This is a genomic window from Arthrobacter sp. SAFR-044, from assembly GCF_051965175.1.
Taxonomy (GTDB): Bacteria; Actinomycetota; Actinomycetes; order Actinomycetales; family Micrococcaceae; genus Arthrobacter.
Genome location: NZ_JBQCMK010000007.1, coordinates 212,711 through 236,058 on the forward strand (window position 1 = coordinate 212,711; position 23,348 = coordinate 236,058).

Annotated in this window: 21 protein-coding genes and 1 other RNA gene; 3 read left to right on the plus strand and 19 right to left on the minus strand. The window is 63.6% G+C overall.

Features of this window, described 5'->3' with window-relative positions:
• Positions 1–25: 25 nt before the first annotated feature.
• Together ACTHQS_RS13050 and ACTHQS_RS13055 are read right to left on the minus strand one after the other, a co-directional pair.
• A complete protein-coding gene (locus ACTHQS_RS13050) occupies positions 26–1,081 on the minus strand; it encodes a zinc-dependent alcohol dehydrogenase family protein (protein WP_440169508.1) in 1,056 nt (351 codons plus the stop codon).
• A 10-nt stretch (positions 1,082–1,091) separates the two neighbouring features.
• Positions 1,092–1,949: a hypothetical protein gene (locus ACTHQS_RS13055; RefSeq protein WP_440169510.1), complete on the minus strand. Its 858-nt coding sequence runs from the start codon at positions 1,947–1,949 to the stop codon at positions 1,092–1,094.
• 146 nt (positions 1,950–2,095) lie between these two features.
• Here ACTHQS_RS13055 and ACTHQS_RS13060 point away from each other — a divergent pair, with 146 nt between their 5' ends.
• Both ACTHQS_RS13060 and ACTHQS_RS13065 read left to right on the plus strand, forming a co-directional pair.
• Positions 2,096–2,566, plus strand: a complete 471-nt coding sequence (locus ACTHQS_RS13060) for a pyridoxamine 5'-phosphate oxidase family protein (protein WP_440169512.1) — start codon at positions 2,096–2,098, stop codon at positions 2,564–2,566.
• Between the two features lie 36 nt (positions 2,567–2,602).
• The gene (locus tag ACTHQS_RS13065; protein WP_440169515.1) at positions 2,603–3,622 is read left to right on the plus strand and encodes a zinc-dependent alcohol dehydrogenase family protein; all 1,020 of its coding nucleotides are present in this window, start codon (positions 2,603–2,605) and stop codon (positions 3,620–3,622) included.
• A 59-nt stretch (positions 3,623–3,681) separates the two neighbouring features.
• Here the strand turns inward: ACTHQS_RS13065 and ACTHQS_RS13070 are convergent, their stop codons facing one another.
• From ACTHQS_RS13070 to ACTHQS_RS13145, 16 genes are all read right to left on the minus strand, one after another.
• Complete coding sequence (locus tag ACTHQS_RS13070; RefSeq protein ID WP_440169518.1) at positions 3,682–4,707, minus strand: ATP-dependent 6-phosphofructokinase; 1,026 nt, start codon at positions 4,705–4,707, stop codon at positions 3,682–3,684.
• Positions 4,704–7,889, minus strand: a complete 3,186-nt coding sequence (locus tag ACTHQS_RS13075) for an HAD-IA family hydrolase (protein WP_440169521.1) — start codon at positions 7,887–7,889, stop codon at positions 4,704–4,706. The genes ACTHQS_RS13070 and ACTHQS_RS13075 overlap by 4 nt, the downstream gene beginning before the upstream one ends.
• Before the next feature lie 57 nt (positions 7,890–7,946).
• Positions 7,947–8,411 carry a pyridoxamine 5'-phosphate oxidase family protein gene (locus tag ACTHQS_RS13080; protein ID WP_440169523.1) on the minus strand — a complete coding sequence of 155 codons (465 nt, stop codon included), beginning with the start codon at positions 8,409–8,411 and terminating at the stop codon, positions 7,947–7,949.
• Between the two features lie 143 nt (positions 8,412–8,554).
• Positions 8,555–8,923: a transfer-messenger RNA gene (ssrA, locus tag ACTHQS_RS13085) on the minus strand.
• A gap of 73 nt (positions 8,924–8,996) precedes the next feature.
• Positions 8,997–9,470: an SsrA-binding protein SmpB gene (gene smpB / locus ACTHQS_RS13090; protein ID WP_043453530.1), complete on the minus strand. Its 474-nt coding sequence runs from the start codon at positions 9,468–9,470 to the stop codon at positions 8,997–8,999.
• Positions 9,471–9,551: 81 nt separating this feature from the next.
• Positions 9,552–10,982 carry a peptidoglycan DD-metalloendopeptidase family protein gene (locus ACTHQS_RS13095; RefSeq protein WP_440169526.1) on the minus strand — a complete coding sequence of 477 codons (1,431 nt, stop codon included), beginning with the start codon at positions 10,980–10,982 and terminating at the stop codon, positions 9,552–9,554.
• Positions 10,983–11,009: 27 nt separating this feature from the next.
• The gene (ftsX, locus tag ACTHQS_RS13100) at positions 11,010–11,924 is read right to left on the minus strand and encodes a permease-like cell division protein FtsX (RefSeq protein WP_224026502.1); all 915 of its coding nucleotides are present in this window, start codon (positions 11,922–11,924) and stop codon (positions 11,010–11,012) included.
• Positions 11,921–12,709, minus strand: coding sequence for a cell division ATP-binding protein FtsE (gene ftsE, locus ACTHQS_RS13105; protein ID WP_440169529.1), 789 nt, complete (start codon positions 12,707–12,709; stop codon positions 11,921–11,923). Before ftsE ends, ftsX begins: the two co-directional genes overlap by 4 nt.
• Positions 12,710–12,897: 188 nt before the next feature.
• Complete coding sequence (gene prfB, locus ACTHQS_RS13110; protein ID WP_440169531.1) at positions 12,898–14,013, minus strand: peptide chain release factor 2; 1,116 nt, start codon at positions 14,011–14,013, stop codon at positions 12,898–12,900.
• A 47-nt stretch (positions 14,014–14,060) separates the two neighbouring features.
• On the minus strand, positions 14,061–14,507 hold the full coding sequence (locus ACTHQS_RS13115) for a pilus assembly protein TadG-related protein (protein WP_440169535.1): 447 nt from the start codon (positions 14,505–14,507) through the stop codon (positions 14,061–14,063).
• On the minus strand, positions 14,504–14,914 hold the full coding sequence (locus ACTHQS_RS13120) for a hypothetical protein (RefSeq protein ID WP_440169538.1): 411 nt from the start codon (positions 14,912–14,914) through the stop codon (positions 14,504–14,506). Before ACTHQS_RS13120 ends, ACTHQS_RS13115 begins: the two co-directional genes overlap by 4 nt.
• Positions 14,915–15,128: 214 nt before the next feature.
• Positions 15,129–15,545, minus strand: coding sequence for a TadE family protein (locus tag ACTHQS_RS13125; RefSeq protein WP_440169540.1), 417 nt, complete (start codon positions 15,543–15,545; stop codon positions 15,129–15,131).
• Positions 15,546–15,548: 3 nt separating this feature from the next.
• The gene (locus ACTHQS_RS13130) at positions 15,549–15,845 is read right to left on the minus strand and encodes a hypothetical protein (RefSeq protein WP_440169616.1); all 297 of its coding nucleotides are present in this window, start codon (positions 15,843–15,845) and stop codon (positions 15,549–15,551) included.
• Between the two features lie 76 nt (positions 15,846–15,921).
• Positions 15,922–16,860 (minus strand): type II secretion system F family protein, encoded by a 939-nt coding sequence (locus ACTHQS_RS13135; RefSeq protein ID WP_440169546.1) that lies wholly within the window; start codon positions 16,858–16,860, stop codon positions 15,922–15,924.
• Positions 16,860–17,717 carry a type II secretion system F family protein gene (locus ACTHQS_RS13140; RefSeq protein ID WP_440169549.1) on the minus strand — a complete coding sequence of 286 codons (858 nt, stop codon included), beginning with the start codon at positions 17,715–17,717 and terminating at the stop codon, positions 16,860–16,862. The genes ACTHQS_RS13135 and ACTHQS_RS13140 overlap by 1 nt, the downstream gene beginning before the upstream one ends.
• Positions 17,714–18,937 carry a CpaF family protein gene (locus ACTHQS_RS13145; protein ID WP_440169552.1) on the minus strand — a complete coding sequence of 408 codons (1,224 nt, stop codon included), beginning with the start codon at positions 18,935–18,937 and terminating at the stop codon, positions 17,714–17,716. The genes ACTHQS_RS13140 and ACTHQS_RS13145 overlap by 4 nt, the downstream gene beginning before the upstream one ends.
• Positions 18,938–19,560: 623 nt before the next feature.
• Between ACTHQS_RS13145 and ACTHQS_RS13150 the strand changes: the two genes are divergently transcribed.
• Positions 19,561–21,855 (plus strand): FG-GAP-like repeat-containing protein, encoded by a 2,295-nt coding sequence (locus tag ACTHQS_RS13150; protein ID WP_440169554.1) that lies wholly within the window; start codon positions 19,561–19,563, stop codon positions 21,853–21,855.
• A gap of 798 nt (positions 21,856–22,653) precedes the next feature.
• On the opposite strand, the gene ACTHQS_RS13155 is transcribed toward ACTHQS_RS13150, so the two are convergent.
• A complete protein-coding gene (locus tag ACTHQS_RS13155; protein ID WP_440169556.1) occupies positions 22,654–23,100 on the minus strand; it encodes a GtrA family protein in 447 nt (148 codons plus the stop codon).
• Between the last annotated feature and the right edge of the window lie 248 nt (positions 23,101–23,348).

Sequence of the window (23,348 nt, forward strand, 5' to 3'; positions counted from 1 at the left end):
GGCCCTCCGCTGTTCCAGCCAGGCGTCACGACGTGAGGATCACCTTGAGCGCCTTGGTCTCGGCGGCCCGGGAGAAGGTGTCGTAGGCGTCGAGGAACTGATCAAAGCCGAAGTGGTGCGTGGCGAATTTCTCTGCCCTGATCTTTCCCTGGGCCACGAGCTTGAGCAGCATGGGCGTCGTGTTGGTGTTCACCAGGCCCATGCTGATGTTAATGTTCTGGATCCAAAGATCTTCCAGGTGCAGTTCCACTGGTTTTCCATGCACCCCCACGTTGGCCACGGATCCGCCGGGCCGCACGATCTCCGTGCACATGGCGAACGTGGCGGGGACGCCCACTGCCTCGATGGCGACGTCGACGCCGCGGCCGCCGGTCAAGGCCAGGACCTGTTCCTTCCAGTCGCCGCTGCCCGAGAGGACAGTGTCCGTGGCGCCGAACTCCTTTGCCTTCTGGAGGCGGTTGGCGTCCAGGTCGATGGCAACCACCGTCGCCGCACCGTAGAGCCCGGCGGTGGTGATCGCGGCCAGTCCCACGGGCCCGGCGCCCACCACCGCCACGCTGTCACCTGGCTTCACCCGGCCGTACTGGACGCCGATTTCAAACCCGGTGGGAAGGATATCGGACAGCATCACCGCTTGTTCATCGCTGACACCCGCGGGCAGCAGGTGCAGCGAGTTCTCGGCGTAGGGAACGCGGACGTACTCCGCTTGGGTCCCGTCGATCAGATGGCCAAAGATCCATCCGGTGCCTTCCTGCCCCTCCCCGCCCAGGCAGTGTGAGTAGAGCCCGGTCCTGCAGTTCGCGCAGTGGCCGCAGGACTTGATGCAGGAGATGATGACCCGGTCATTGACCTTCAGGCCAGTGACGGATGGGCCGGTTTCGACGACGGTGCCCACGCCTTCGTGGCCCAGTATGCGCCCCTTTTCGACGGCGGGAACGTCACCTTTGAGGATGTGCAGGTCCGTGCCGCAGATGGTGGTGGTGTCGACTTTGACAATGGCGTCGCCGGGTTGCTGGATCCGGGGGTCCGGGACGTCGGTCCAGGACTTCTCCCCGGGTCCGCCATAGACGAGTGCTTTCATGGGATTCTCCTTAGGATGAAGGCCGGTTTGGCGTGAACCTGGGATAGGGCGAAGGTGCAGCAGTTGGGCTTTCCGGTGCTGGCCGTTCTGTCCGAAGTTGGGCCAGATGCAGGATCAAAAGCACAAGGAAGAGCCCCGAAAGTGCCAGGGCCGGGAGGAGGGCTGCCTGGCTGGGCACGGTGCCGAAAAGGGGTTTGACCAGTTCACCCACCGCCAGCGAGAAGATGAGGGTGAAGCCCAGGACGTACAAGGCCGGCAGGAGCAACAAGCCTGTGCGGTGGTTCCGGTACGTCAGGAAGGACAGCATCAAGAACCCGGGCATGATGAAGCAAAGGTCCAGGATAAAGATTGAGTAGAGGGAATCGATTTGCTCGCCGGTCCGCATCAGGGGCAGGAGCATCACGATCCAGAGTGGATAGAAGATCAGTGGCTGCAGGACCGCCCCGGACGCCGACGCAATCCGCATCGCCCGGGGCAGTGACACCGTTCGGAGCGCGGGATCAAGGGTGGATCCAGCCGTAACCATTGCCCAAAAGGACAGGGCAAAGACCGCCATGTACAGCAGGTACAGGCCGTTGTATGTCCGCTCAATGACGTAGATCCCGTACGCGTAAAACAGGTAGCCAAGGAGTCCAAGGGCGACGATCTGGTATTTGGGCCTGTCGGGTCTTGCAGCGTATGACAGGTACAGCAATCCAAGCCCGGCCGCCACCGAAAGCAGGTCCTGGGAGTAAGCGCCCGGGATAAGTTCGCTGCTGACCACTGCATCATAGATTCCCGGCCGCAAAACTCCGGTCCCAGCTGCTGACAGCGCCAGCAGTCCTGTAACAGCCCAGAGCAGGCGGTTGAGGAACAGATGCTTCAGCATGGCCACCTTCCCACAAGCGATCAGTATTCCGGGTCTCCTCCACACAGTCCCATTGCGCCTGCAGGGCCCCCAGTGCCATAGGTCCTTCCCTCCGCCGGGCCTTTATGCCCTTTCCGGGCGCCGGAGAGTTGCCTACGCTGTGGCCTATGACTGACAACACGAACATACCTGTGCCGGAAATCCTCGATGCGGAAGAGTGCTGGACGCTCCTCGGCCAGACCGGGGTGGGGCGGCTGGCCGTCATCGCCGATGGCCATCCCGATGTCTTTCCCGTCAACTACAAGGTGGACGGCCAAACGCTGGTTTTTCGAACCGGTGCCGGCACCAAGCAGCAGGCCATCCAGTCGGACGCCACCGTGGCGCTGGAAGCAGATGCTGTCAGCGCACAATTCGGCCTTGCATGGAGCGTCGTGGTCAAGGGCAAGGCTGCCGAGACGGTGCCCACAGGGCCTGACCTGGACAACATCCGGCGTGCCTTGTTTCCCTGGCAGGGCGTGGGGCAGGAGCACTTCATCCGCATTACGCCGGAATCGGTAACGGGAAGGCGCTTCACCATGGGCGCCCCCCTTCTGTGGCAGACGCCCTTGGACGACGCTACCCGCGCCGGCTTCGAATAAACGGGAAGCCAGAAGGGGACAAGTCAGCAGAACCCGGTGGTAGCTCCAGTGCGCGCATGGTGGGTGAACGAGCCCGGCCTCATACCAACCCGGCCACTGGTACTGGGGCGCCGTACCGCCCCCAGGCCGGCGGCCCGCGAAATCCTCGTGGAAGTAACCGTCTGCGGCGTTTGCCGGACGGACCTCCACCTCGCGGAAGGGGACCTGCCACCGCGGCACCCGCAGGTGGTGCCCGGGCACGAGGCAGTCGGCGTCGTCATCGAAACGGGTGCGGACTGTTCCCGGTTCAAGGCAGGCGACAGGGTCGGCGTGGCATGGCTCGGCGGTGTCTGCGGCAGCTGTGACTATTGCCGCCGGGGCGACGAGAACCTGTGCGTGTCGCCGGTGTTTACCGGCTGGGACAGGGACGGCGGCTACGCCGAGCAATTGACTGTCGCAGAGGATTTTGCCTACCCGATCCCGTCCGCCTTCACCGACGAACAGGCCGCTCCGCTGCTGTGTTCGGGAATCATCGGATACCGGGCCCTGAAGCGTGCCGCCCTGCCCGTCGGTGGGCGCCTGGGCATCTACGGCTTTGGCAGTTCCGCGCACATCACAGCCCAGCTTGCGCTCAGACAGGGCGCCACTGTGTTCGTGATGACGCGTTCTGAGAGTGCCCGGGCACTCGCGCTGGAGTTGGGAGCCGCGTTTGCGGGGGACGCCTACGACGACCCACCGGTACCGCTCGATTCCGCCATCCTCTTTGCTCCGGTGGGCGGCCTGGTTCCGGTCGCGCTGCGTGCCCTGGACCGTGGTGGGACCTTGGCCATCGCGGGAATCCACCTGAGTACCATTCCTGCCCTGGATTACGGCCGGGAGCTCTTCCTCGAACGCCAAGTGCGCTCCGTGACAGCCAATACCCGGGCCGACGGGCGCGAGTTCCTGACCCTCGCCGCCAGGCTTTCCCTGGCCCTCACCACCACGGCCTACCCGTTCGAGGCTGCGGACAAGGCGTTGGAAGACCTGGCCGCCGACAGGATTACGGGATCGGCCATCCTGCGGGTCCGGCCGGAATAGTCCTTCCAGCAGCGACTCCTCCGGCAGCCACTCCCGGAGCGATGGTCAGCCGAAGACGATCAGCCGAACAGGACCGCGGCTTCCTGGTAGCGTGCCTCCGGCACCACCTTCAGTGCTCCCAGCGCTTCCTCCAGGCCTACGGTCACGATGTCGGTGCCACGGAGCGACACCATCGTGCCCCAGCGTCCTGCCGCCGCGGACTCGACAGCAGCCATGCCCAGCCTGGTGGCAAGGACCCGGTCGAAGGCTGTGGGTTCGCCGCCTCGCTGGATGTGGCCCAGCACTGTGGCCCGGGTTTCGATGCCGGTCCTTATCTGCAGTTCTCCTTCAAGCAGCAGTCCGATGCCTCCCAGGCGCGGCCGTCCGAAAGTATCCAGGCCGCGGGGAGCGTAAGGGGCTGGGTGGCCCTCGGGGGCGAAGGCTTCGGCCACCACCACGAGGGGTGCCCTGCCGCGGTCACGGGCTGAAACCACCCATGAGCAAACTTGGTCCAGGGAGACGGGATGTTCGGGTACCAGGATGGCATGTGCGCCGGAGGCCATTCCTGCATGCAGTGCTATCCAGCCCGCGTTGCGGCCCATGACTTCGGCGACCATGCACCGGTGGTGCGATTCACCTGTGGTCCGCAGGCGGTCGATGGCCTCGGTGGCAGTCTGGACAGCTGAATCAAAGCCAAATGTATAGTCGGTGGCGCCGAGGTCATTGTCGATGGTTTTGGGAACCCCTACGACATTGATGCCCTGTCCGCACAGTTCGCGGGCTGCCGCAAGGGTACCCTCTCCCCCGATGGCGATCAGTCCGTCAAGCCCGTTGCGCTGGAAGCTGTCGCGTACGCCGTCGATCCCCTTCCCCACCAGCGGGTTGGTCCTGGACGTACCCAGGATGGTGCCGCCCAGGCGCGAGATGCCCCGCACACTTGCCCTTGGTAACGGAACAACGTCCTGTTCCAGGACGCCGCGCCACCCGTCCCGGAAACCCAGGAATTCGTACCCGTGCGCAACGTCCCCGGCGAGCACCGCTCCGCGGATGACCGCGTTGACCCCAGGACAGTCGCCTCCGCTGGTGAGGATCCCCAAGCGCTTCACGATGCCGCCACCCCCGGTTCACGTACGGGCAGCGGGAACTGCCGGGTCCGGCCGGGCGGAAGGACCACGTCATTGCCGTACACGCGCACCGTGATGGGGCCGGCGTCACCGGGTGCGGAAGCGATGCTCATGTGCCCGTCCTTGAGGTTGACCCGGAGGCGGTGGCCCCGGTACAGAACCTCAAAGGCGACGGCCCGGAGGCCCGTCGGGAGGTTGGGAGCGAACAGGATGGTCTCCCCGCTGAACCGCAGCCCGGCAAAGCTGCGCTGTACCACGTCGATGGTCCCGCCCATTGCGCCCAGATGGATACCCGTGCGCGTGGTGCCGTGCTGGGTATCGTCGAGGTCGGCGTCGAGTGCTTCCCTGAAGCTGTCCCATGCCCGGTCCGCGTCCAGGCCTGCCAGTACAGATGCGTGCGCCACCCGGCTCAGGGTGGAGCCGTGGGCGGTCCTGGCGAGGTAGTACTCGATGGTCTGGTTGAGCCGGTCCTGGGTGAAACCGTATTGCAGTCTCTGAAGAATGGCGATCAGCCCCTCGTGCCCCAGGAGGTACGGGAGCATCAGGACATCCGCCTGCTTGGCCAGTTTGTAACAGTTGGTTGCATCATCCTCGGCTTCGAGGATGAGGTCCAACCGTTCGATATCGCCGTACCTGTCCCGATAGTGTTCCCAGTCGAGTTCCTTCAACTCCCCGTAGCCTTCGAACTGGCTCATGACGCCGTCGCTGTGAAAAGGGACGTACATTGCGGTCCCCATGTGTGTCCATCGGGCTGTTTCCTCGTCGGTGACGCCAAGGCGTTCCATGAGTCCGGCGCGCTCACTGCCATGCAGGAAGGACATGATGCCTGCCGCCTGGGAGCAGACCCACGCCGCCATGACGTTGGTGTAGGCGTTGTCGTCCAGCCCGGGCTTGTCGCGGCCGGGGTAGCCCGTGTGGTACTCATCCGGTCCCACCACGTTCCGCAGGTGGTACCTGCCGCCCTGTTCGTCGTAGTCGGCCAGGGAGCTGAAGAACCGTGCAACCTCGATCACCAGCTCCGCGCCCTTCTGAAGGAGCCAGATCTTGTTTCCGGTGGCCTGGAAGTACTGCCAGGCATTAAAGGCGACGGCCAGGCCGGAGTGGACCTGCAGGTGCGAGTGGTCCCTGACCCACCTGCCGGACCTTTCGTTGTACAACCATTTGGGTGTCTCCTCGGTGCCGTCACTGCCGCTTTGCCAGGGGAACTTGGCCCCTTCCAGTCCCTCTGCAGCTGCGGCGTGACGGGCCGCGGGCAGCCGCCGCCACCGGTAATCGATGACCGCGCGGGCTATATCGGGAGTCCTTGAGGTGAGTACCGGGAGGACGAACAGCTCATCCCAGAAGACATGGCCGCGGTAGCCCTCACCGTGCAGTCCCCGGGCCGTGACGCCTGCATCGAGTTCGGCCGTATGGTGTGTCAGTGTCTGCAGGAGATGGAAGATATGCAGGTTGAGGACCAGGCGCACCTGGACCGGCGCGTCAATCTCCACCAGGAACGGACGGAGCTCGCGCCGCCATGCCTCCTCATGCGCTGCCAACAGCGCATGGAAGTCCCCGCCGGTACGCTCAAGCACCGCACGGGCACCCGTTTCCGGCGAGGAGATGGCACGGTCGCGGGAGGTCACCACCGCCACTGTCTTGGTGATCCGCACTGCGGTACCGGCATCAAGGGAAAGCCGGAGGGTCCGGAAATGGAAAGCCCCTTTCCTGCCTGACTCGGTTCCCGCCGGCTCGAGGGACGCATTGATCCGGTACGCAGCGGCGATGCGGATGCGGCTTTGGGTTGTTTCCACTTCCACCACGGACGTCGCGTCAGGGGCCGGGTTTTGGTCCGGGCGCTGGGAGGTTGTCCTGTCCGCCAGGTGGACATCGGACCCTTGGGCGCGTTCGGGCAGGTTGGCATTGCGCACACCGGCGTTGATCCCGCTGCGGACTTCCACCGTTCCGCTCCAGCCCAGTGCGGTGATCACCGTCTGAAGGGCCAGCAGGTGGGGTTCGGCCATGGACGCAAAGCGGGTCTGCACCACTTCCAGGCGCTGCCGGTCCGGGTCCTCCAAGATCAGCCTTCGTTCCAGCACCGCCCTTTTGAGGTCCAGGACCCTGCGCTCGCGTACTACTGCCATTCCGCTCTCCGACCACCATTGCCGGCCCTCCAGGCGCAGGTCAAGGGGAAGGCAGTCGGGTGCGTTGACCATGTGTTCTTCCAACAGCATCTCGTCGGCGGACCTGGCCCTGACCCTGTTGTAGACACCGGCCAGGTACATGCCGGCGTAGCTGGACGGACCGCCCTCGGGAGCCGCTCCACGGACGCCCATGTAGCCGTTGCCAAGGGTAGTCAGGGCTTCCCGGTGGCCCTCGTGTGCGGCGTCGAATCCTTCAAACACGAGGTGCCAGGCATTGCCGATGACCTGGCCCAGGTCCAGCTCCCCCACGTCATTGAGGACTGTCCCGGCGCCCGCGGCTTCGAGCTGCCTGCGGTTGCCGGTGCGGTCGATTCCCACCACGAGGCCAAAGCCGCCCCGCCGCCCTGCCTCAACACCGGCAGCGGAGTCCTCGATTACCACGGCATGTGACGGCGCGGCTCCCAGCCTCGTTGCGGCCGCCAAAAAGGCATCGGGGGCCGGCTTTCCCTGCAGCCCAAGGCGCGCCGCAGTGGTTCCATCCAAAACCACGGTGAACAGGCCCTGAATGCCCGCCGCTTCCAGGACCGATGCTGCGTTCCGGCTTGACGTGACCACGGCCGTGGGCACTCCCGCGCCTGCAAGCCTCTGCAGCAGTTGCAGCGTCCCGGGGTAGCTTTGGACCCCGTCCCGCTGGAGGTGTTCCAGGAACAGTGCGTTCTTCCACCGGCCCAGGCCGAATCCGGTCCAGGCTCCGGCCTCATCTGTCTCGTGCCCCTTCTCCAGGTGCACTCCCCTGCTTGCAAGGAAGCGCACCACCCCTTCCTCCCGCGGCATCCCGTCGATAAAGCTGAGATAGTCTGCCCTGCTGAGCGGGGCACGGTTGGTACCCGGCGGGATCCTCGGGTCCTTCAGGATCCGGTCGAACGCGTCCTTCCACGCGGCCTGGTGGACCAATGCGGTGTTGGTGACCACCCCGTCGAGGTCGAAAATGACGGCGTCAAACGGAGGCCTGGCAGCGGCGGCGGTGGGAGACGCGATCATAGGTCAGTGGTACCAGCAAGGACGCGTTCAGCAAAGGGGCGATGGGCCTGCCGCCGGCTACGCAGTGTTCCTGCCCGCGGATTGGCCCACATGGTTCCACCACGTCAGCGGGGAGGTGATGGTGAAGCGCCTTCCGCTGACGGAGGTGGGGACGATCCGGACGAAGTGGTCTTTTTCTCCGGCCTGCCAGGGAAACAGCGTGAGGCCGGGGCCCGCCAGGAGTTCCGCTGAGGGCTCCAGGATGACGGCTTTGCCTTTGACCAGCACGCTCCATGCCTGGGCGTCGTCATGGCCGTCGGCTTCAAGCGCGACGGCGAGTGGTCCCCCGGCTGCCCGAAGCTTGGTTCCTTCCCCCGTGCGGAAGATCACCGACTGTTGATCCACTCTGTAGTTGACCGGGAAGACTTCCGGATATCCGTCCACCAGCACGGCCAGATGGCCGACGGACACACCGTGCAGGAGGTCCCAGCACGTGCCGGCCTCCAATACTTCAGTGGGCGGTTGCGGCGGGTCGTTGTGCATAGAGTGGACGGTACCGGCCTGCCGGGCCGCCCCGCTAGAGCATTTGGGCCCGGGCGTGGATCACCGCAAAGAAAAACACCCCGGTCCGAAGACCGGGGTGTTTTACGGAGCGGGCCGGCATCCTGTGGATGTCCGGCCCGCCAGGGTGGAGATGGGGGGAATTGAACCCCCGTCCGATGTCGTGTTGTCAGGGCTTCTCCGGGCGCAGTTTGCGTCGGATTTTCTCGGCCCCAGCCATGCTGCAAACAGCTGGCTGATCCGGGCCCAGTCACCTAAAAGTCCCGTTTACTCCGATGACGGGAGCAAACAGCAGTGGCTATCTAAATGACGCCAGGATCCGGGGCGATAGCAACCCCGGGCTGACGGACTGTCTTACTGCTTAGGCAGCAAGAGCGAAGTCAGTGCGCTTAGATTCGGCACTTATTGGTTTGCAGAAAGCGTTTACGAGATAATTCTGCATCCTCGGCCCGCTTCACCTGTCGCGACTAACACCGTCGAAACCGATCATCCCCGTATTTTGTTACCAAACCGGCTGGCAAGCCTGCCGGACTATCCATACTAACGCACGCCCTGCCGAAATAATTCCTACCGGCGGCGGTTGCGCTCGCGCATCTCGCGCTGGGCCTCACGGTTGTCCTGCTGTTCCCGCAACGTCTGCCGCTTGTCATACTCACGCTTACCGCGGGCAACGGCGATTTCCACCTTTGCCCGGCCGTCCACGAAGTACAGCTGGAGCGGCACGATGGTGTAACCGGCTTCCTGGACCTTGCGGGAAATCTTGATGAGCTCCTCGCGGTGCAACAGCAGCTTACGGCGGCGGCGCGCAGCGTGGTTGGTCCAGCTGCCCTGGTTGTACTCGGGAATGTGGATGGCTTCCATCCACAGTTCGTCGTTGTAGAACGTGCAGAATCCGTCCACCATCGAGGCGTGGCCCTCGCGCAGGGACTTCACCTCGGTGCCCATCAGTGCGATGCCGGCCTCGTAAGTGTCCAGCACGTGATAGTCGTGCCGGGCCTTGCGGTTGGTGGCCACCACCTTACGGCCACTTTCTTTCGGCACGGAAAAACTCCTCAGGTTCAGGTCGGGTTCCTCCGGGCCTTCGGCACGGAGCTATACCAGTCTACGGCAGGGGTTTCTGCCCTACAGCAGCCCCATCGGGTCCACAGCCCTGCCGTTGAGCCAGGTTTCGAAGTGGGCGTGGCAGCCCGTGGAGTTGCCGGTGCTGCCCGAGTAGGCAATCAGCTGGCCCTGCGAGACCCTTTGGCCGTTCGAGACCACGATGCTCGAGTTGTGGTAGTAGATAGTGGTCAGGGTGTTGCCCTGCATCACGCCGTGGTCGATCTTGACGCGCCACCCGCCACCGTCGGCGGAGTTCCACCCCGAGCTGAAGACCTCCCCGGCAGCCGCCGCATACACGGGGGTACCGCAGGCGGCACCGAAGTCGATGCCGGTGTGCATGTAGCCGCCGGTGCCGTAGAAGTCGATCGTTCCCGGCGGAGTGGTGCGGTAGCCAAAGCCCGAGGTGATGGGGATGCTGCCGTCGAAGGGATGGCGGAGGCCAAAGGCCGACGGCGAACCGGCCACCGGGGGTACGTACGGCTGGACGGGCGGGGCGGGGCGGTTCGCTGCCGCGGCTGCCGCGGCAGCAGCTGCAGCTGCCGCTTCAGCCTGCCGGCGCTGCTCGGCTTCCCACGCCTCGCGGGCCTTGCGGTCACGTTCGGCAATTTCGTTGGCTACTTGGTTCTGGTTGGCCTGCACGCCAGCGAGCTGGGCCTGGATCCCGGGCTTGGCCGCCTGGAGCTCATTGTCGAGGCGGGTGGTGTCGGCAATCAGCTGGTCAACCTGGGCCTTTTTGGCGGCCGCTTCATCGCGGGCTGCCTTCTCCCGCTCCAGGGCGGCATCGGCTTTGGCCTTGAGGTCCTTAATCTCCGCTTCCACGGCCTGGAGTCGGGCTTCGGAGTTGACGTTGGTGGCGTTCTGCTGGCTGAGCTTGTCCATGGCCGCGTTCTGGCTGCGCATGGCCTGGTCGGCGAGGTCCATGGTCTCGGTGAGGCTGCTGCCGCTGTTGGATCCAAAGAAAAGCGACAGGTTGGAAGGGACACCGCCGGACTTGTAGGCCTGGGTGGCGATCTGGCCAATCAGTTTCTTGGTGTCCGCGATCTTCTGCTTGTCCGTTTCCAGCTGCTGGGTGATCTTGGCCTTGTTCTGCTGGGCCATGTCCACGCGGGCCGAAAGGGCTTCGACTTCCTTGACGGCACCCGCCACCCGGCCTTGGGCTTCAAGCAGGGCCTGCTGGGCGCCCGGCAGCTGGCCCTGGTAGATCACCAGGTCGCTGGCTGCCTTGGCGATCCGGGAATCGACGAACTCCAGGGACGCCTGGACGCGCGCGGCTTCGGCCTCGAGCGCGGCTTTGCGGTCTTCGAGGTCGTCCGCGAAGGCGATGGGTGTGGCAACGGCAAGGCCGGCGGAAAGGATGACGGTGAGCACGCCGCTGACGAAGCCCAACCGGCGCGCAGCGGACCGCCCGCGGCTGCGCCGGGGACGGGACAAGGCTGGATCAGTTAAATTCATGGGCATTCCTTGGTCGGTGTGCACAGCCTAAACGCGCAAATATCTACGTAAGGTCAAGAGAGACGAAATTCCTGCCAAGGATCCGCCAAGGACCAGCAGCGCCGGTGCGAGGATCAGGGTCTGGCCGGACGAGATGAAAGCGGTGTCCGGGTACTGGCGGGACATGTAGTCGCCCAGGAAGAACTGAGCTACTGCCCACAGCGTGCCGGAGGCCAGGGCTGCGCCGATGACCGCCGCGATGACGCCTTCGAGGATGAACGGCAGCTGGATGACGGTCTTGGAGGCGCCGACCAGCCGCATGATTCCGGTCTCCCGGCGCCTGCTGAATGCGGAGAGCCTGATGGTGGTGGCAATCAGCAGGATCGCGCAAACGATCATGACGCCTGCGATGCCCACCGCCACCAGGGAGGCTCCGTTCATCACCGAGAAGAGGCGTTCAAGCAGCTGGCGCTGGTCGATGACCGTTTCCACGCCGGGCTGGGACGAGAACGTTTCGCTGATGATCTGGTACTTCTCCGGGTCCTTCATGTTGATCCGGAACGATGCCGGCAGCTGGTCCGGCGTCACGGAATCAACGATGGGCGAGTTGGAGAACTGGTCCTTGAAGTGCTTGTAGGCCTCATCCTTGGACTCGAACTGGAAGTCGTTGATGTACTGGGCCACGGCGGGCGATTCCAGGAGCGCGTTCAGGCCCTGTTGCTGCTCGGGGGTGACGGGCCCGGACGCGCAACCGGGCGCCGTCGAACCTTCACTGCAGAGGAAAATGGCCACCTGGACCTTGTCGTACCAGTAGCCCTTCATCTGGTTGATCTGCATCTGCAGCATGCCTGCCGCGCCCACGAACGTGAGGGACACGAACGTGACCAGGATGACTGAGACCACCATGGAAAGGTTGCGGCGCAGGCCGCTGCCGATCTCGGAAAGAATGAATGCAAGCCTCACCGCTGGGCCTCGCCTTCGGCACCGTTGCGCGGCAGGCCGGCGTCGGGCGTTTCCCTGCCGCTGGCGTCCTTCAGGCGCCGGGACTGGCCGACGACGGGGATCATCGAGGTGTACAGGGCCCTGGCTTCGTCGCGGATCACCACGCCGTTCTTCAGCTCCACCACCCGCTTGCGCATCTCGTTGACGATGTCATCGTCGTGCGTGGCCATCACCACGGTGGTTCCGTTCTGGTTGATCTTGTCCAGCACGCCCATGATTCCCATGGAGGTGGTGGGGTCCAGGTTTCCTGTCGGTTCATCCGCGAGGAGGATCCCGGGCCGGTTGACCACGGCGCGGGCGATGGCAACGCGCTGCTGCTCGCCGCCGGAAAGCTCGTGCGGCATGCGGTGTTCCTTGCCTTCGAGCCCTACTGTCTTGAGGACCTCGGGGACGGTGTCGCGGATTACGCTGCGGCTCTTGCCGATGACCTGCATGGCGAAGGCGACGTTGGCGAACACGTTCTTCTGGGGCAGGAGGCGGAAGTCCTGGAAGACGACGCCGATGCCGCGGCGGAGGCGGGGAACGCGCCAGCTGGAAATTTTGGCGACGTTCTGGCCGGCGACGTAGACAGCCCCGGAGGTGGCGCGGTCTTCCTTCAGCACCAGCCGGAGGAACGTGGACTTCCCGGAACCGGACGCGCCGACGAGGAAGGCGAATTCCCCGCGGTCGATCTCAAGATTGACGGAATCCAGTGCCGGACGGGCTTTCTGGTCGTAAACCTTGGTGACATTTTCGAATCGAATCATGGCCCTAAGTACCCTGCAGGGCACGGCTGATCCTTCATTTGATGCAGCCCAGTTCTGCAGCCGGTGCACGGGTTTTCGTTTGGGGAAGGTAGGGCCCCGGCCCCTCGACTATACGCAGCATGCCCGGTGGTTGGGCGGGCTTTCCGGGGCGTGTCGCCGGATCAGCCGGCGGGCGGGCGGAGGACTGCCTACTTTTCGGCGTTGCGGTTGTCAGTACGCCAGCGGATGCCCGCGTCGATGAAATCGTCGATCTCGCCGTCGAACACTGCGGACGTGTTGCCCACTTCGTGTTCGGTGCGCAGGTCCTTCACCATCTGGTAGGGGTTCAGGACATAGGAGCGCATTTGGTCACCCCAGGAGGCCTTTACGTCGCCGGCCAGCGCCTTCTTTTCCGCATCCTCCTGTTCCTTTTTCAGCAGCAGGAGCCGGGACTGCAGCACGCGCATGGCAGCCGCGCGGTTCTGCAGCTGGGATTTCTCGTTCTGCATTGAAACCACGGTGCCGGTGGGGATGTGGGTGAGGCGGACCGCGGAGTCCGTGGTGTTGACCGACTGCCCGCCCGGGCCGGATGAACGGAATACGTCCACCCTGATTTCGTTGTCCGGGATCTCGATCGAGTCTGTCTGCTCGATCAGCGGGATGACTTCAACTGCCGCGAAGGAGGTTTGGCGGCGGCCCTGGTTGTCGAACGGGCTGATCCTGACGAGGCGGTGGGTGCCGGCTTCCACACTGAGGGTGCCGAATGCATAGGGTGCCTTCACCTCGAAGGTGGCTGATTTCAGCCCGGCTTCCTCCGCGTATGAGGTGTCCATGACCGTGGTGGGATACCCGTGCCGCTCAGCCCAGCGCAGGTACATGCGCAGCAGCATTTCGGCGAAGTCCGCGGCATCCACGCCGCCCGCACCGGCCCTGATGGAAACCACAGCTTCGCGTTCGTCGTATTCGCCGGACAGCAGGGTGACCACTTCCAGGTCCTTGAGTGCCTTCTTGATGGATTCGAGTTCGGCCGCGGCCTCCCCCATCGAATCGGCGTCGTCCTCGTCCTGCCCGAGTTCCACCAGGACCTCAAGGTCGTCGATCCGGGCCTCGAGGCTGGTGAGGCGTTCCAGTTCGGACTGGCGGTGCGAGAGCCGGGAGGTGACTTTCTGCGCGGCCGCGGGGTCGTCCCAAAGGTTCGGCTCCCCCGCCCGCTCGCTGAGTTCGGCGATGTCTTCCTTGAGCGCCTCCACGTCGGTAACGCGTTCGATGGACTCGTAGGTGGCGCGAAGCGCGCGGATCTCAGCGGAAAAATCAATATTGGCCATGGTGGTTTAAGCCTACGCTATTGCCGAATCCTGGCCGCCCCGGCGTCCTACCGGGTCAACCGCGAGCGCGCGGTGGACGTCGCCTCAATGGGGATGCCGTGTGGAATGAGGAAGTTCACCACAGGTGGGTGGACGGCGGCCGTAAGGACCACGACGGCGGTGGAACCGTCCGGCGTGCCCGTCGCCCCGGCGACCGCAAGGCCGGAGAAACGCTGCGAGGCCGGGCTCCTTGCGACGAAGTCGGCTGCGACGTTCCGGACGCGGGCAGGGTTGAGGACCGCCGAGGGGCTGCCGCCCTGTGTTGAGACTTCGCCCAGGGTGTAGCTGTCGGCGGCAGCAAGCGATGCCCCGTCCGCCAGGGAGAGCAGGCGTTTGTGCTCCAGGTAAACGGCGGAAATGCCGATGACCACCGTAGCCACCAGGAGCGCCAGGACAACGTAGCCGAGGATCATGACCATCAACTGGCCGTTCTCGTCCGGTTCCCTGCTCTTCATCGGTACCGGCCTACCAGTTGGGAGGAGGATGCTTGAACCTCTGTGGCGGACAACCCTTCGGCGAAGGGCATAAACGGCAGGGGAACGCTCAGGCTGACCGTTACCGTTACCGTACTGCCCGCCGCCTGGCAGTCAGCGGGACTGCAGGCGGTGCTCATGCTGGCCCGATCTGCCTGATGACCGAAGTCGGAGAGGGCAAGTGCCACCGCCTGCTCGGCCGCGGCCTGGGCGGTCGAAGCATCAGGCTGGGCCACGTAGACCTTCGCTGCCTGGTCCGCCGCGCCCACCACGGCGAAGGAGCCTCCCTGGATCTGTCCGACAGTGATCACGAAGTACACCAGCGGAACCATGAGCAGGAGTGCCAGGAACGTAAATTCGACCACTGCGCTGCCCCGTTCACGATCCATGCCCGGCTGTTTCCCGTCCTCCCTTTGGACTGGTGCGGAGTTTTGGAATTTGTCCGCCGGGTCACCGTCCCCGGTCCGCTCCCGGCAGAGTGCATCAGCCAGGCGGGTACGGAAGCGTGCGTGTGCCGTGGAGCCCAGCAGCGGATTGGGGCGGGGGCCTGTTTTGCAGCCGGGCATAGTTTTCGAGCCGGTCATTGGTTTGAAGCTGGCTGGGTCAGGGCTGAACAGCAGCATGTCCTTTCACCTCCAGCTGGTTCCGCGGTCCAATGAGACCAATGACAGGCAGTGGAGAGCGGACTGTAACTTCCAGGGTCCGCATGCCTTGGACACTGACCTCCTGGGTACTGACCTGTTCGGCGAAGCCCGGGTTAAGGGCCATGCTTATGAGGCTGCGGGTCCTTTCTTCGGCGTCCGAGGCGTTGCGGTCAGCAAGGGTTCCATAACGCGCCCCGGACGCAGCAGCATCGATGAGGGTGTTCCTGACGTGCAGGACCAGGGTCAGCTGGATTATTGCCAGGAAGAACATGGTCAGCAGCCCGCCAACCAGGACGAAGTCCACAACGGCCGAACCCCGCTCGCCTGCCGGGCAGAGCCCCGGCTGCTCCAGCGGCCGGGGCGCGGACCTCCCCATGGTTCAGTTCCCCACCTTGTCCATTGCCTGGTTGAACATGGTTTCCAGTGCGGGGCCTGCCAGTGCCAGCAGGGCTGCGACAAGGACTGCAGACATCAAGGTGATCATCACCCAGCCCGGTACGTCGCCGCGCTCCGGATTATCGCTTTCGGTTGCCGGGGTCTGCTGTCCGTGATCGGGCCCGTCCTCGCGCTGTGCGGCCTGACGCGGGTGAGGGCGAACCGCCCGGACCATCTGAAGCTGCAGCAAAGCCGCAAGGGCAAGAAGCAGCATCGCCCAGCGGATTCCCATGGTTTTCATCATTGCGTCCTGTTCCTGTTTCTCTGAGGGGACTTGCAGGTGTTGCTGCAGTACGGGCTTCGGGTTTTGCTCTTCATCAGAAGCCCAGGTTGATTGCCGCGAGACCGGGGAAGACCGCGAATACCACGGTCAGGGGAAGCACTCCGAACACCAGCGGCACCATCATTGCGATTTCCTTTTTCCCCGCAGCTTCCATGAGGTCGCGTTTCGCTGAATCGCGTACATCCTGCGCCTGGGCGCGGAGCACGTCTGCGAGGGGCGTTCCTCTTTCCACCGCTACGATGATCCCGTCGACGAACCTGACCAGCGGCGCAAGGTCGGTGCGCGCGGAGAACTCCTGCAAGGCCATGACGAGGGGCTTGCCCGCCCTGGTCTCTGCAAGTATTTTCGAGAATTCCTTGGACAGTTCGCCCTTCGCGCTCCGGCAGACCCGGTCCAGGGCGCCTGTCGCGCTCTCCCCCGCACCCACCGCCAGCGCCATCAGTTCGGCAAGGCTGGGGAATTCTGCCATCATCCGGCCTTCGCGCCGCCGGACCTGGGCGCCGAGCCAGTAGTCCCGCAGGACAAAGCCCGCTGCAGCGCTGCCAATGATCACCGCGGCCGCGAGGAAAGGGCTGAACCTGCCCGCTGCGGCGCCAATCAGGATGACGGTCAGCGAGACAACGAAGCAGGCCGTGGCCCACAGCAGCTGCTCCGCGCGAAAGTCGATCGGTGACTTGTTGATCCCTGCCTGCGCCAGGCGCCGCGCGGTCGCGCCAGGTGAGGGGCTAAGTTTCCCCAGGACGGAGAGCCAATCCCGGAAGACGGGACGGAGGATCCGTTCAAGGGGCCCAAACGGTGTCAGGTTCTGCTCGCCGGCGCGCAGGAGTCGCGACTCCAGGTTCTGCGACTTCAGCTGGGGCTCGATCCGGTCCGACAATGTCATGGCGCGCATCGGCGGAGACCGGAAAATCACGAGCCACAATCCGACGCCAAGACCGATTCCGCAAACCAACGCCGAAGGGGAAGGGAACATTATCGAAGCACCCTTTCGTCCTGCGGCAGGGCCCCGATCTTCAGCATGACCGTGTAGCACACCAACGAGACCACCAGGCCCCCGAGCAGTACTGCCGCACCCATGGGCGTGTTGTAGGCCTGGATTGCTTCCGTCCTGGTCGCGAGGAGGATCATCACGATCCATGGCGCCGCAACGGCGAGCCGGGCAGCATTGATAGTCCACGACTGCCGCGCCTCGAGCTCGCTGCGGGTCCTGGCGTTTTCCCGCAGGAATTCGGCCAGTGTGCCCAGGAGCTTCCCCAGGTCGGAGCCGCCAACTTCCCGCGTCAGCCGTAGTGCCTCGATGATCCGGTCAGCCACGGGGTCTGCAAGCCGCTGCTTCAGCTTGTTCAGGGAACCGTCGAATTGCCCACCTGCGCGGTAATCAGCGCCGAACTCGCGGAAGACGGGCCGCAGTTCCTCGGGCCCCTTGTCGCCAAGCTGGATCAGGGCCTCAGGCAGGGGCAGGCCCGCCCGGATCGCAGACCGGAGGTGATCTACGACATCGGGCCAAAGTTGGCGTAGCATCGCCGTCCTTTTCCTGGCCCGCCAGCGGAGGATGGTGATCGGCAGCCAGGTGCCGAAGAGGCCAAAGCAGCCGGCAATAGGCCAGGAACGGCTCAGCGCGTAGAAGAGGAGTGCCACGAAGATCCCAAGCCCAAGGCATGTCGCGAGCAGGCCGCGCACCGAGACTTTGTCGACTCCGGCGGCCGCCAGGAGGTCAGCCACGCGGCTTGGCTTGCGCGCCCGGCTTCCGAGGTCAGGTGTTTCCCAACAGGACCACCAAATGAGGAAGAGGCCAACCCCCGCCACGGCTCCCACCAGCGCGGAGATCATCGCGGATCCAGCAGGGCGGCGACGTCATACCCGGCCCGTGAAAATTTTTCCGCCGAAGGCATGGCGTTGGCACGTGGATGCAGGACGCCGTTCTCCAGGCCAAAAACCAATGACGATTCGATGATGCCGTTCTCCACGCGGCGGCCCAGCGACAGGACTTGGGTGACTTGCCGCCGCCCGTCAGCGTGCCTGCTGCAGTGCACTACGAGATCAATACAGGATGCGACCGTGGGAACGACGAAAGCGCTGGAGATGTTCTCCCCCGCCAGCAGTGGGAGCGTGCAGATTTTGGTGACTGCATCATGTGCCGAGTTCGCGTGGACGGTGCACATTCCGGGAAGCCCCGAATTCAAGGCGATGAGCATGTCCAGGCTCTCGGCTTCGCGTACTTCCCCCACCACCAGCCGGTCCGGACGCATCCGAAGCGCTTCCTTCACCAGGCGGCGGAGCGGAATTTCCCCCTCACCCTCGAGGTTCGGTTGACGGCACTGAAGACCGACAACGTCCCGGAGTGGAAATTGGAGTTCAAAAATTTCCTCGACGGTGATGACACGTTCCCGGCTTCCGATGCTGGCGGCCAGGCAGTTCAGCATGGTGGTCTTACCGGCCTGGGTTGCCCCGGACACAAGGATGTTGAGGCCGCTGGACACAGCCGCACCGAGAAAGCGTGCGGCTTGTGGCGTCAGCGTTCCCAACTCCACCAGGTGTTCCAGTCGGCTGGCCTTCACCACAAACTTGCGGATGTTCACTGCCCAGTGGCGGCGGGTTACATCTGGAATCACCACGTGCAGCCTCGAGCCGTCAGGCAGTGCGGCATCGACGAACGGCGACGACATGTCCAGTCTCCGGCCAGAGCTTTTGAGCATGCGCTCCACGAGATCGCGTACCTGCTGTTCGGTAAGGCTCAGCGACGTCAGCTCTGACTCGCCATTGCGGGCCACGTAGATTTCGTTGGGTGCGTTGAGCCAGATTTCCTCGATTGACGGGTCATCAAGGAGCGGTTGAAGTACACCGAAACCTGCGACGGCGTCGAAGAGGAACCGGCGGGCTGCTTCAAGGGGACCAAGGGGTGGCAGGGGTCCCATCAAGGCGCGTTCGTCATAATCGGTCACCGCCGCTTCGACCAACCGCCGGACCTCGCCCGACTGCCTGAGCGGGTCCAGCCCGCGGCGGCGGATGAGCTCGCGGACTTCATCCTCGACAATCCCCAGCGCGTCCATATGTTCCCCCATACAACTGGCCCCCCGACGGAGGCAGTGCGACTGGGCTACAGCCTAGGGAGCTTGCCCCACCGCAACAAGCCCTCATCTCCTCGTGTGGATAAACCAGCAACCTCAAGATTGGCTCCAGCGGGCCTCAGGATTCGATACGGGTAAGCACAGGATTCACATAAGTAACATCAGGATCACTGGTTGCGCCAGTAACACGGATGCTATGGTGAGCGCGTTATTTATCGAAATAGCACTATCAGGTGCCTTCCTGGGGGAAGTCACCTGAGCAGTATCCAAAGAGGCGCTCGGGGGAGCGCCCCATTGTCTCCGGAGCACATATGAAGCGGAACCTGTCTCAGTCCCGTCGCCCAGTCATGAAGTCCTTGGGGACCGCCCTGCTGGCCATCTCTCTGCTCGCGGGGCCGGGCCTAGCCGAAGTCGCCGCTGCCGCGGAAGTCAGCCCGTCACCGGCTCCCCCGACTCCTTCCGCTCCGACCCCGGGCGTGACGGCCACAGCGACGCCGACACCGCCGGCCTCTTCACCGGCACCTGCCCCGCTGGCTACACCGTCACCGAGCCCCACTCCTTCACCACAAACCATGGCCGAGGCCGTGGGTCCAGGTGGAGCTGAGATGGGCCAGCGCTCGGCACGCGTCACCGCGTCGACCACCCCCGACGGAGCAAAGAAGCTCAGCGCCGAGTCGCTTTCCACGCAAGGCACCTGGACACCAACTTTTGGGATTCAGGGGCTGGATGTCAGCGCCCACCAGCCATCGGTTGACTGGCAGCAGCAATGGAACATGGGTGCTCGATTTGCCTACGTAAAAGCCTCTGAGGGCAACTATTACACCAATGAGCTATTTAGTTCCCAGTACCAAGGCTCACGGGCGGTCGGCATGATCCGCGGCGCCTACCACTTCGCCATTCCTAATTGGTCCTCCGGCGCGGACCAGGCGCGCTACTTCGTACAGAACGGGGGCGGCTGGTCCGCAGACGGTTACACGATGCCACCGGTCCTGGACTTCGAGTTCAATCCGTATGCTGGCAGGACAATCAACGGCTTCTACTTCGGTGACACCTGCTATGGCATGAATGGGTCACAGCTAGCGTCATGGGTCAGGGACTTCGGCAACACCATGCTGTCGCTGACGGGACGGCTACCAGCCATTTACACCAACACGAGCTGGTGGAACCAATGTTTGGGCAACCAGCCCGACTTCGGTGACTACCCCTTGTGGGTGGCCGCTTACCCGAGTTCACCAAGCAACGATGCCGGCTATGTACCGGCCGGCTGGGGTACCTACAGCATTTGGCAATACAGCAGCACCGGTCCCCTTGCAGGTGACTCCAATGTATGGAACGGCGATTATGCCGGGCTCAAAGCTTTCGCCTCGGCGTCTCCTTCGTCGTCATTCCAGGTGACAAACGTAGGCGATCTGGATGGTGATGGGCGGCCGGATTTAGTCACCCGGCGTACGGATGGTTCGTTGTGGTTGAACAGCGGAACAGGCTCCGGTGGCTACCAAGCTGGCCGACTCATCGGCAACGGATGGAACATATATGACGCCGTCGTTGGCACCGGCGACTCAAATCGTGACGGAAAAGCCGACCTCATTGCCCGCAGGCCTGATGGCACACTCTGGTTCTACGCAGGAAACGGCGCAGGAAACTTCCAGCCAGCTCGACAAATAGGTACCGGCTGGCAAATCTTCGACACCATCCAAGGCGCTGGAGACACTAACGGTGATGGAGTGACCGACATTCTGGCCCGGCAGCCAGACGGGTCACTCTGGTCCTACGCCGGTGACGGCAGCGGCGGCTACCGGACCGGGCAAAAGATCGGCAGCGGCTGGGAGATCTACAACCAGCTGATCAACACCGGTGACTTCAACCGGGACGGCAAACCCGACCTCATGGCCCGGCGGGCCGACGGCACGCTCTGGTTTTACGCAGGAAACGGAACCAACAGCTACCAAAACGCCCGACAGATCGGAACCGGATGGGAAGTCTACGACCAGATCCTAGGCGCCGGCGACAACAACAACGACGGCAAATCCGACATCCTGGGTCGCCGCTCCGACGGCAGCCTCTGGTTCTACGCCGGTGACGGAATGACCAGCCCAACCGACGGATACACCCAAGCACAGCCCCTGGGGTTGAGCGCGGACAGCCAAGGCCGCCTGACAAACGTAGGCGATCTGGATGGTGATGGGCGGCCGGATTTAGTCACCCGGCGTACGGATGGTTCGTTGTGGTTGAACAGCGGAACAGGCTCCGGTGGCTACCAAGCTGGCCGACTCATCGGCAACGGATGGAACATATATGACGCCGTCGTTGGCACCGGCGACTCAAATCGTGACGGAAAAGCCGACCTCATTGCCCGCAGGCCTGATGGCACACTCTGGTTCTACGCAGGAAACGGCGCAGGAAACTTCCAGCCAGCTCGACAAATAGGTACCGGCTGGCAAATCTTCGACACCATCCAAGGCGCTGGAGACACTAACGGTGATGGAGTGACCGACATTCTGGCCCGGCAGCCAGACGGGTCACTCTGGTCCTACGCCGGTGACGGCAGCGGCGGCTACCGGACCGGGCAAAAGATCGGCAGCGGCTGGGAGATCTACAACCAGCTGATCAACACCGGTGACTTCAACCGGGACGGCAAACCCGACCTCATGGCCCGGCGGGCCGACGGCACGCTCTGGTTTTACGCAGGAAACGGAACCAACAGCTACCAAAACGCCCGACAGATCGGAACCGGATGGGAAGTCTACGACCAGATCCTAGGCGCCGGCGACAACAACAACGACGGCAAATCCGACATCCTGGGTCGCCGCTCCGACGGCAGCCTCTGGTTCTACGCCGGTGACGGAATGACCAGAACAACCGACGGATACACCCAAGCCGCGATTGTTGGCAGCCTCTAGCACGCTGGTGCAGTACTGGAGGCTGCGGCGCGGCACTTGGAACGGCGCGAAGGGCCGCTGAAAAAGTTTGATTTTGCAGGGCTCGGAGCCAGGAGCGTCTGCCGGGGCTCACGACCCCGCAAGCGTCCTATGGGCTGGTACTGCGAAGAACCGGCTTGTGAGCGGCTCTCGTTCCTCGAATCCACGCCTCAGGTCCTGCGTCCCCGGTCCACGAGCCGGCGCCGGCGCCGGGACCAGCTCGTGGACGCCGTGTTCCAGTCCGGAGGGCGGTGTCAGTGACTGCCGCCAGCTTCGCCGTGTCCTGGTGGATGGTCCGTGCCGCTGTCACCGAAGCGTGCTTGCTGTGGCTGCCCGACGTGGACCAACCCAGTCCGCGGGTGCTCGGCATTGACGAACACTGGTTCTGGTCCGTGCGCTACATCCGGGACCCACCAACGAGAGCGAGGACGCGGTCCGAGCCACGGATGACGACAATCATTAACTTGGACACCGCCAAGTCCTGGGGTCCGATTGCAGGGGCCGCAAGGCTGTCGGTGGTCAAGGGCCGACGCGGCAGGGCCGTCGACAAGGCCTGGCCAACCGGATGCTGCTCCTGCTCGGCGGCGACACGCTCAGCTGCAGGGCAGCCCGCAGTGCCTCCAACCACAAATCGATTCTTCTCTTGAGAAGCGCGGCCGGAGCGGCGGCATGACACTCATGTGGGCTCTTTCCCCACGAACCGCGAAGAACTCCACAACAGCCTGCTGGCATTCGCAGCCGCCCCGTTCGAGCCTCCGTCAGCAGGCAGGCCATCGAACGTCAGAGTGGCGGTGCAGGGATGTTGTCGACGGCCACTGTCTTGTCCGGCGCTCCGGACTTGAATATCCAGTGCTTGTACAGAAGAAAGTTCCAAGCGGTCGTCAAGATCGTCGCGATGACTTTTCCTATCTGGTAACCGGCACCCAGCCAGTCAACAAAATTGACGATGACGTCCACGGCAACAGTATTAAAGGCCACCAGGAGGCAATACTTTATAAAGCTCACGCTTTTGCCGTTTTCGGCGCGAAACGTGAAAACACGCTGAAGGGCGTAATTGAAGGCGAGGCTGATGAGGAAAGCGACAGGAGTGGCTATCAGCAAATCCACCAGGAATACTTCATGCAGCAGCATGAGCAGACCGAGATCAATCACAAAGGATATGCCGCCAACAATGATGAAACGCGCCAGCTCGCTGTTTAGTACAATTTTCGAATGCCTTCTCAGCACTTATCCTCTTAATTTCTGATCTGGCGGCATCGACGGGCCACGAACGGCGGCAATAATCACTCGCGGTAAGAGTGAGCCTGGGCGCCGGGTAGACTACATTTGCTGGAATTCCAACAGTCATTCGAGTGCAACGGCCGTGCAGGCGCCCTGCGGACTAGCTTGTAGCCTACCATAGCGGCATTCGGCAGGGCTCATTTCTGCCGATCAGGAAGCTCCAATGAAGCAAGAGTCATAACGACGCCAGCCCG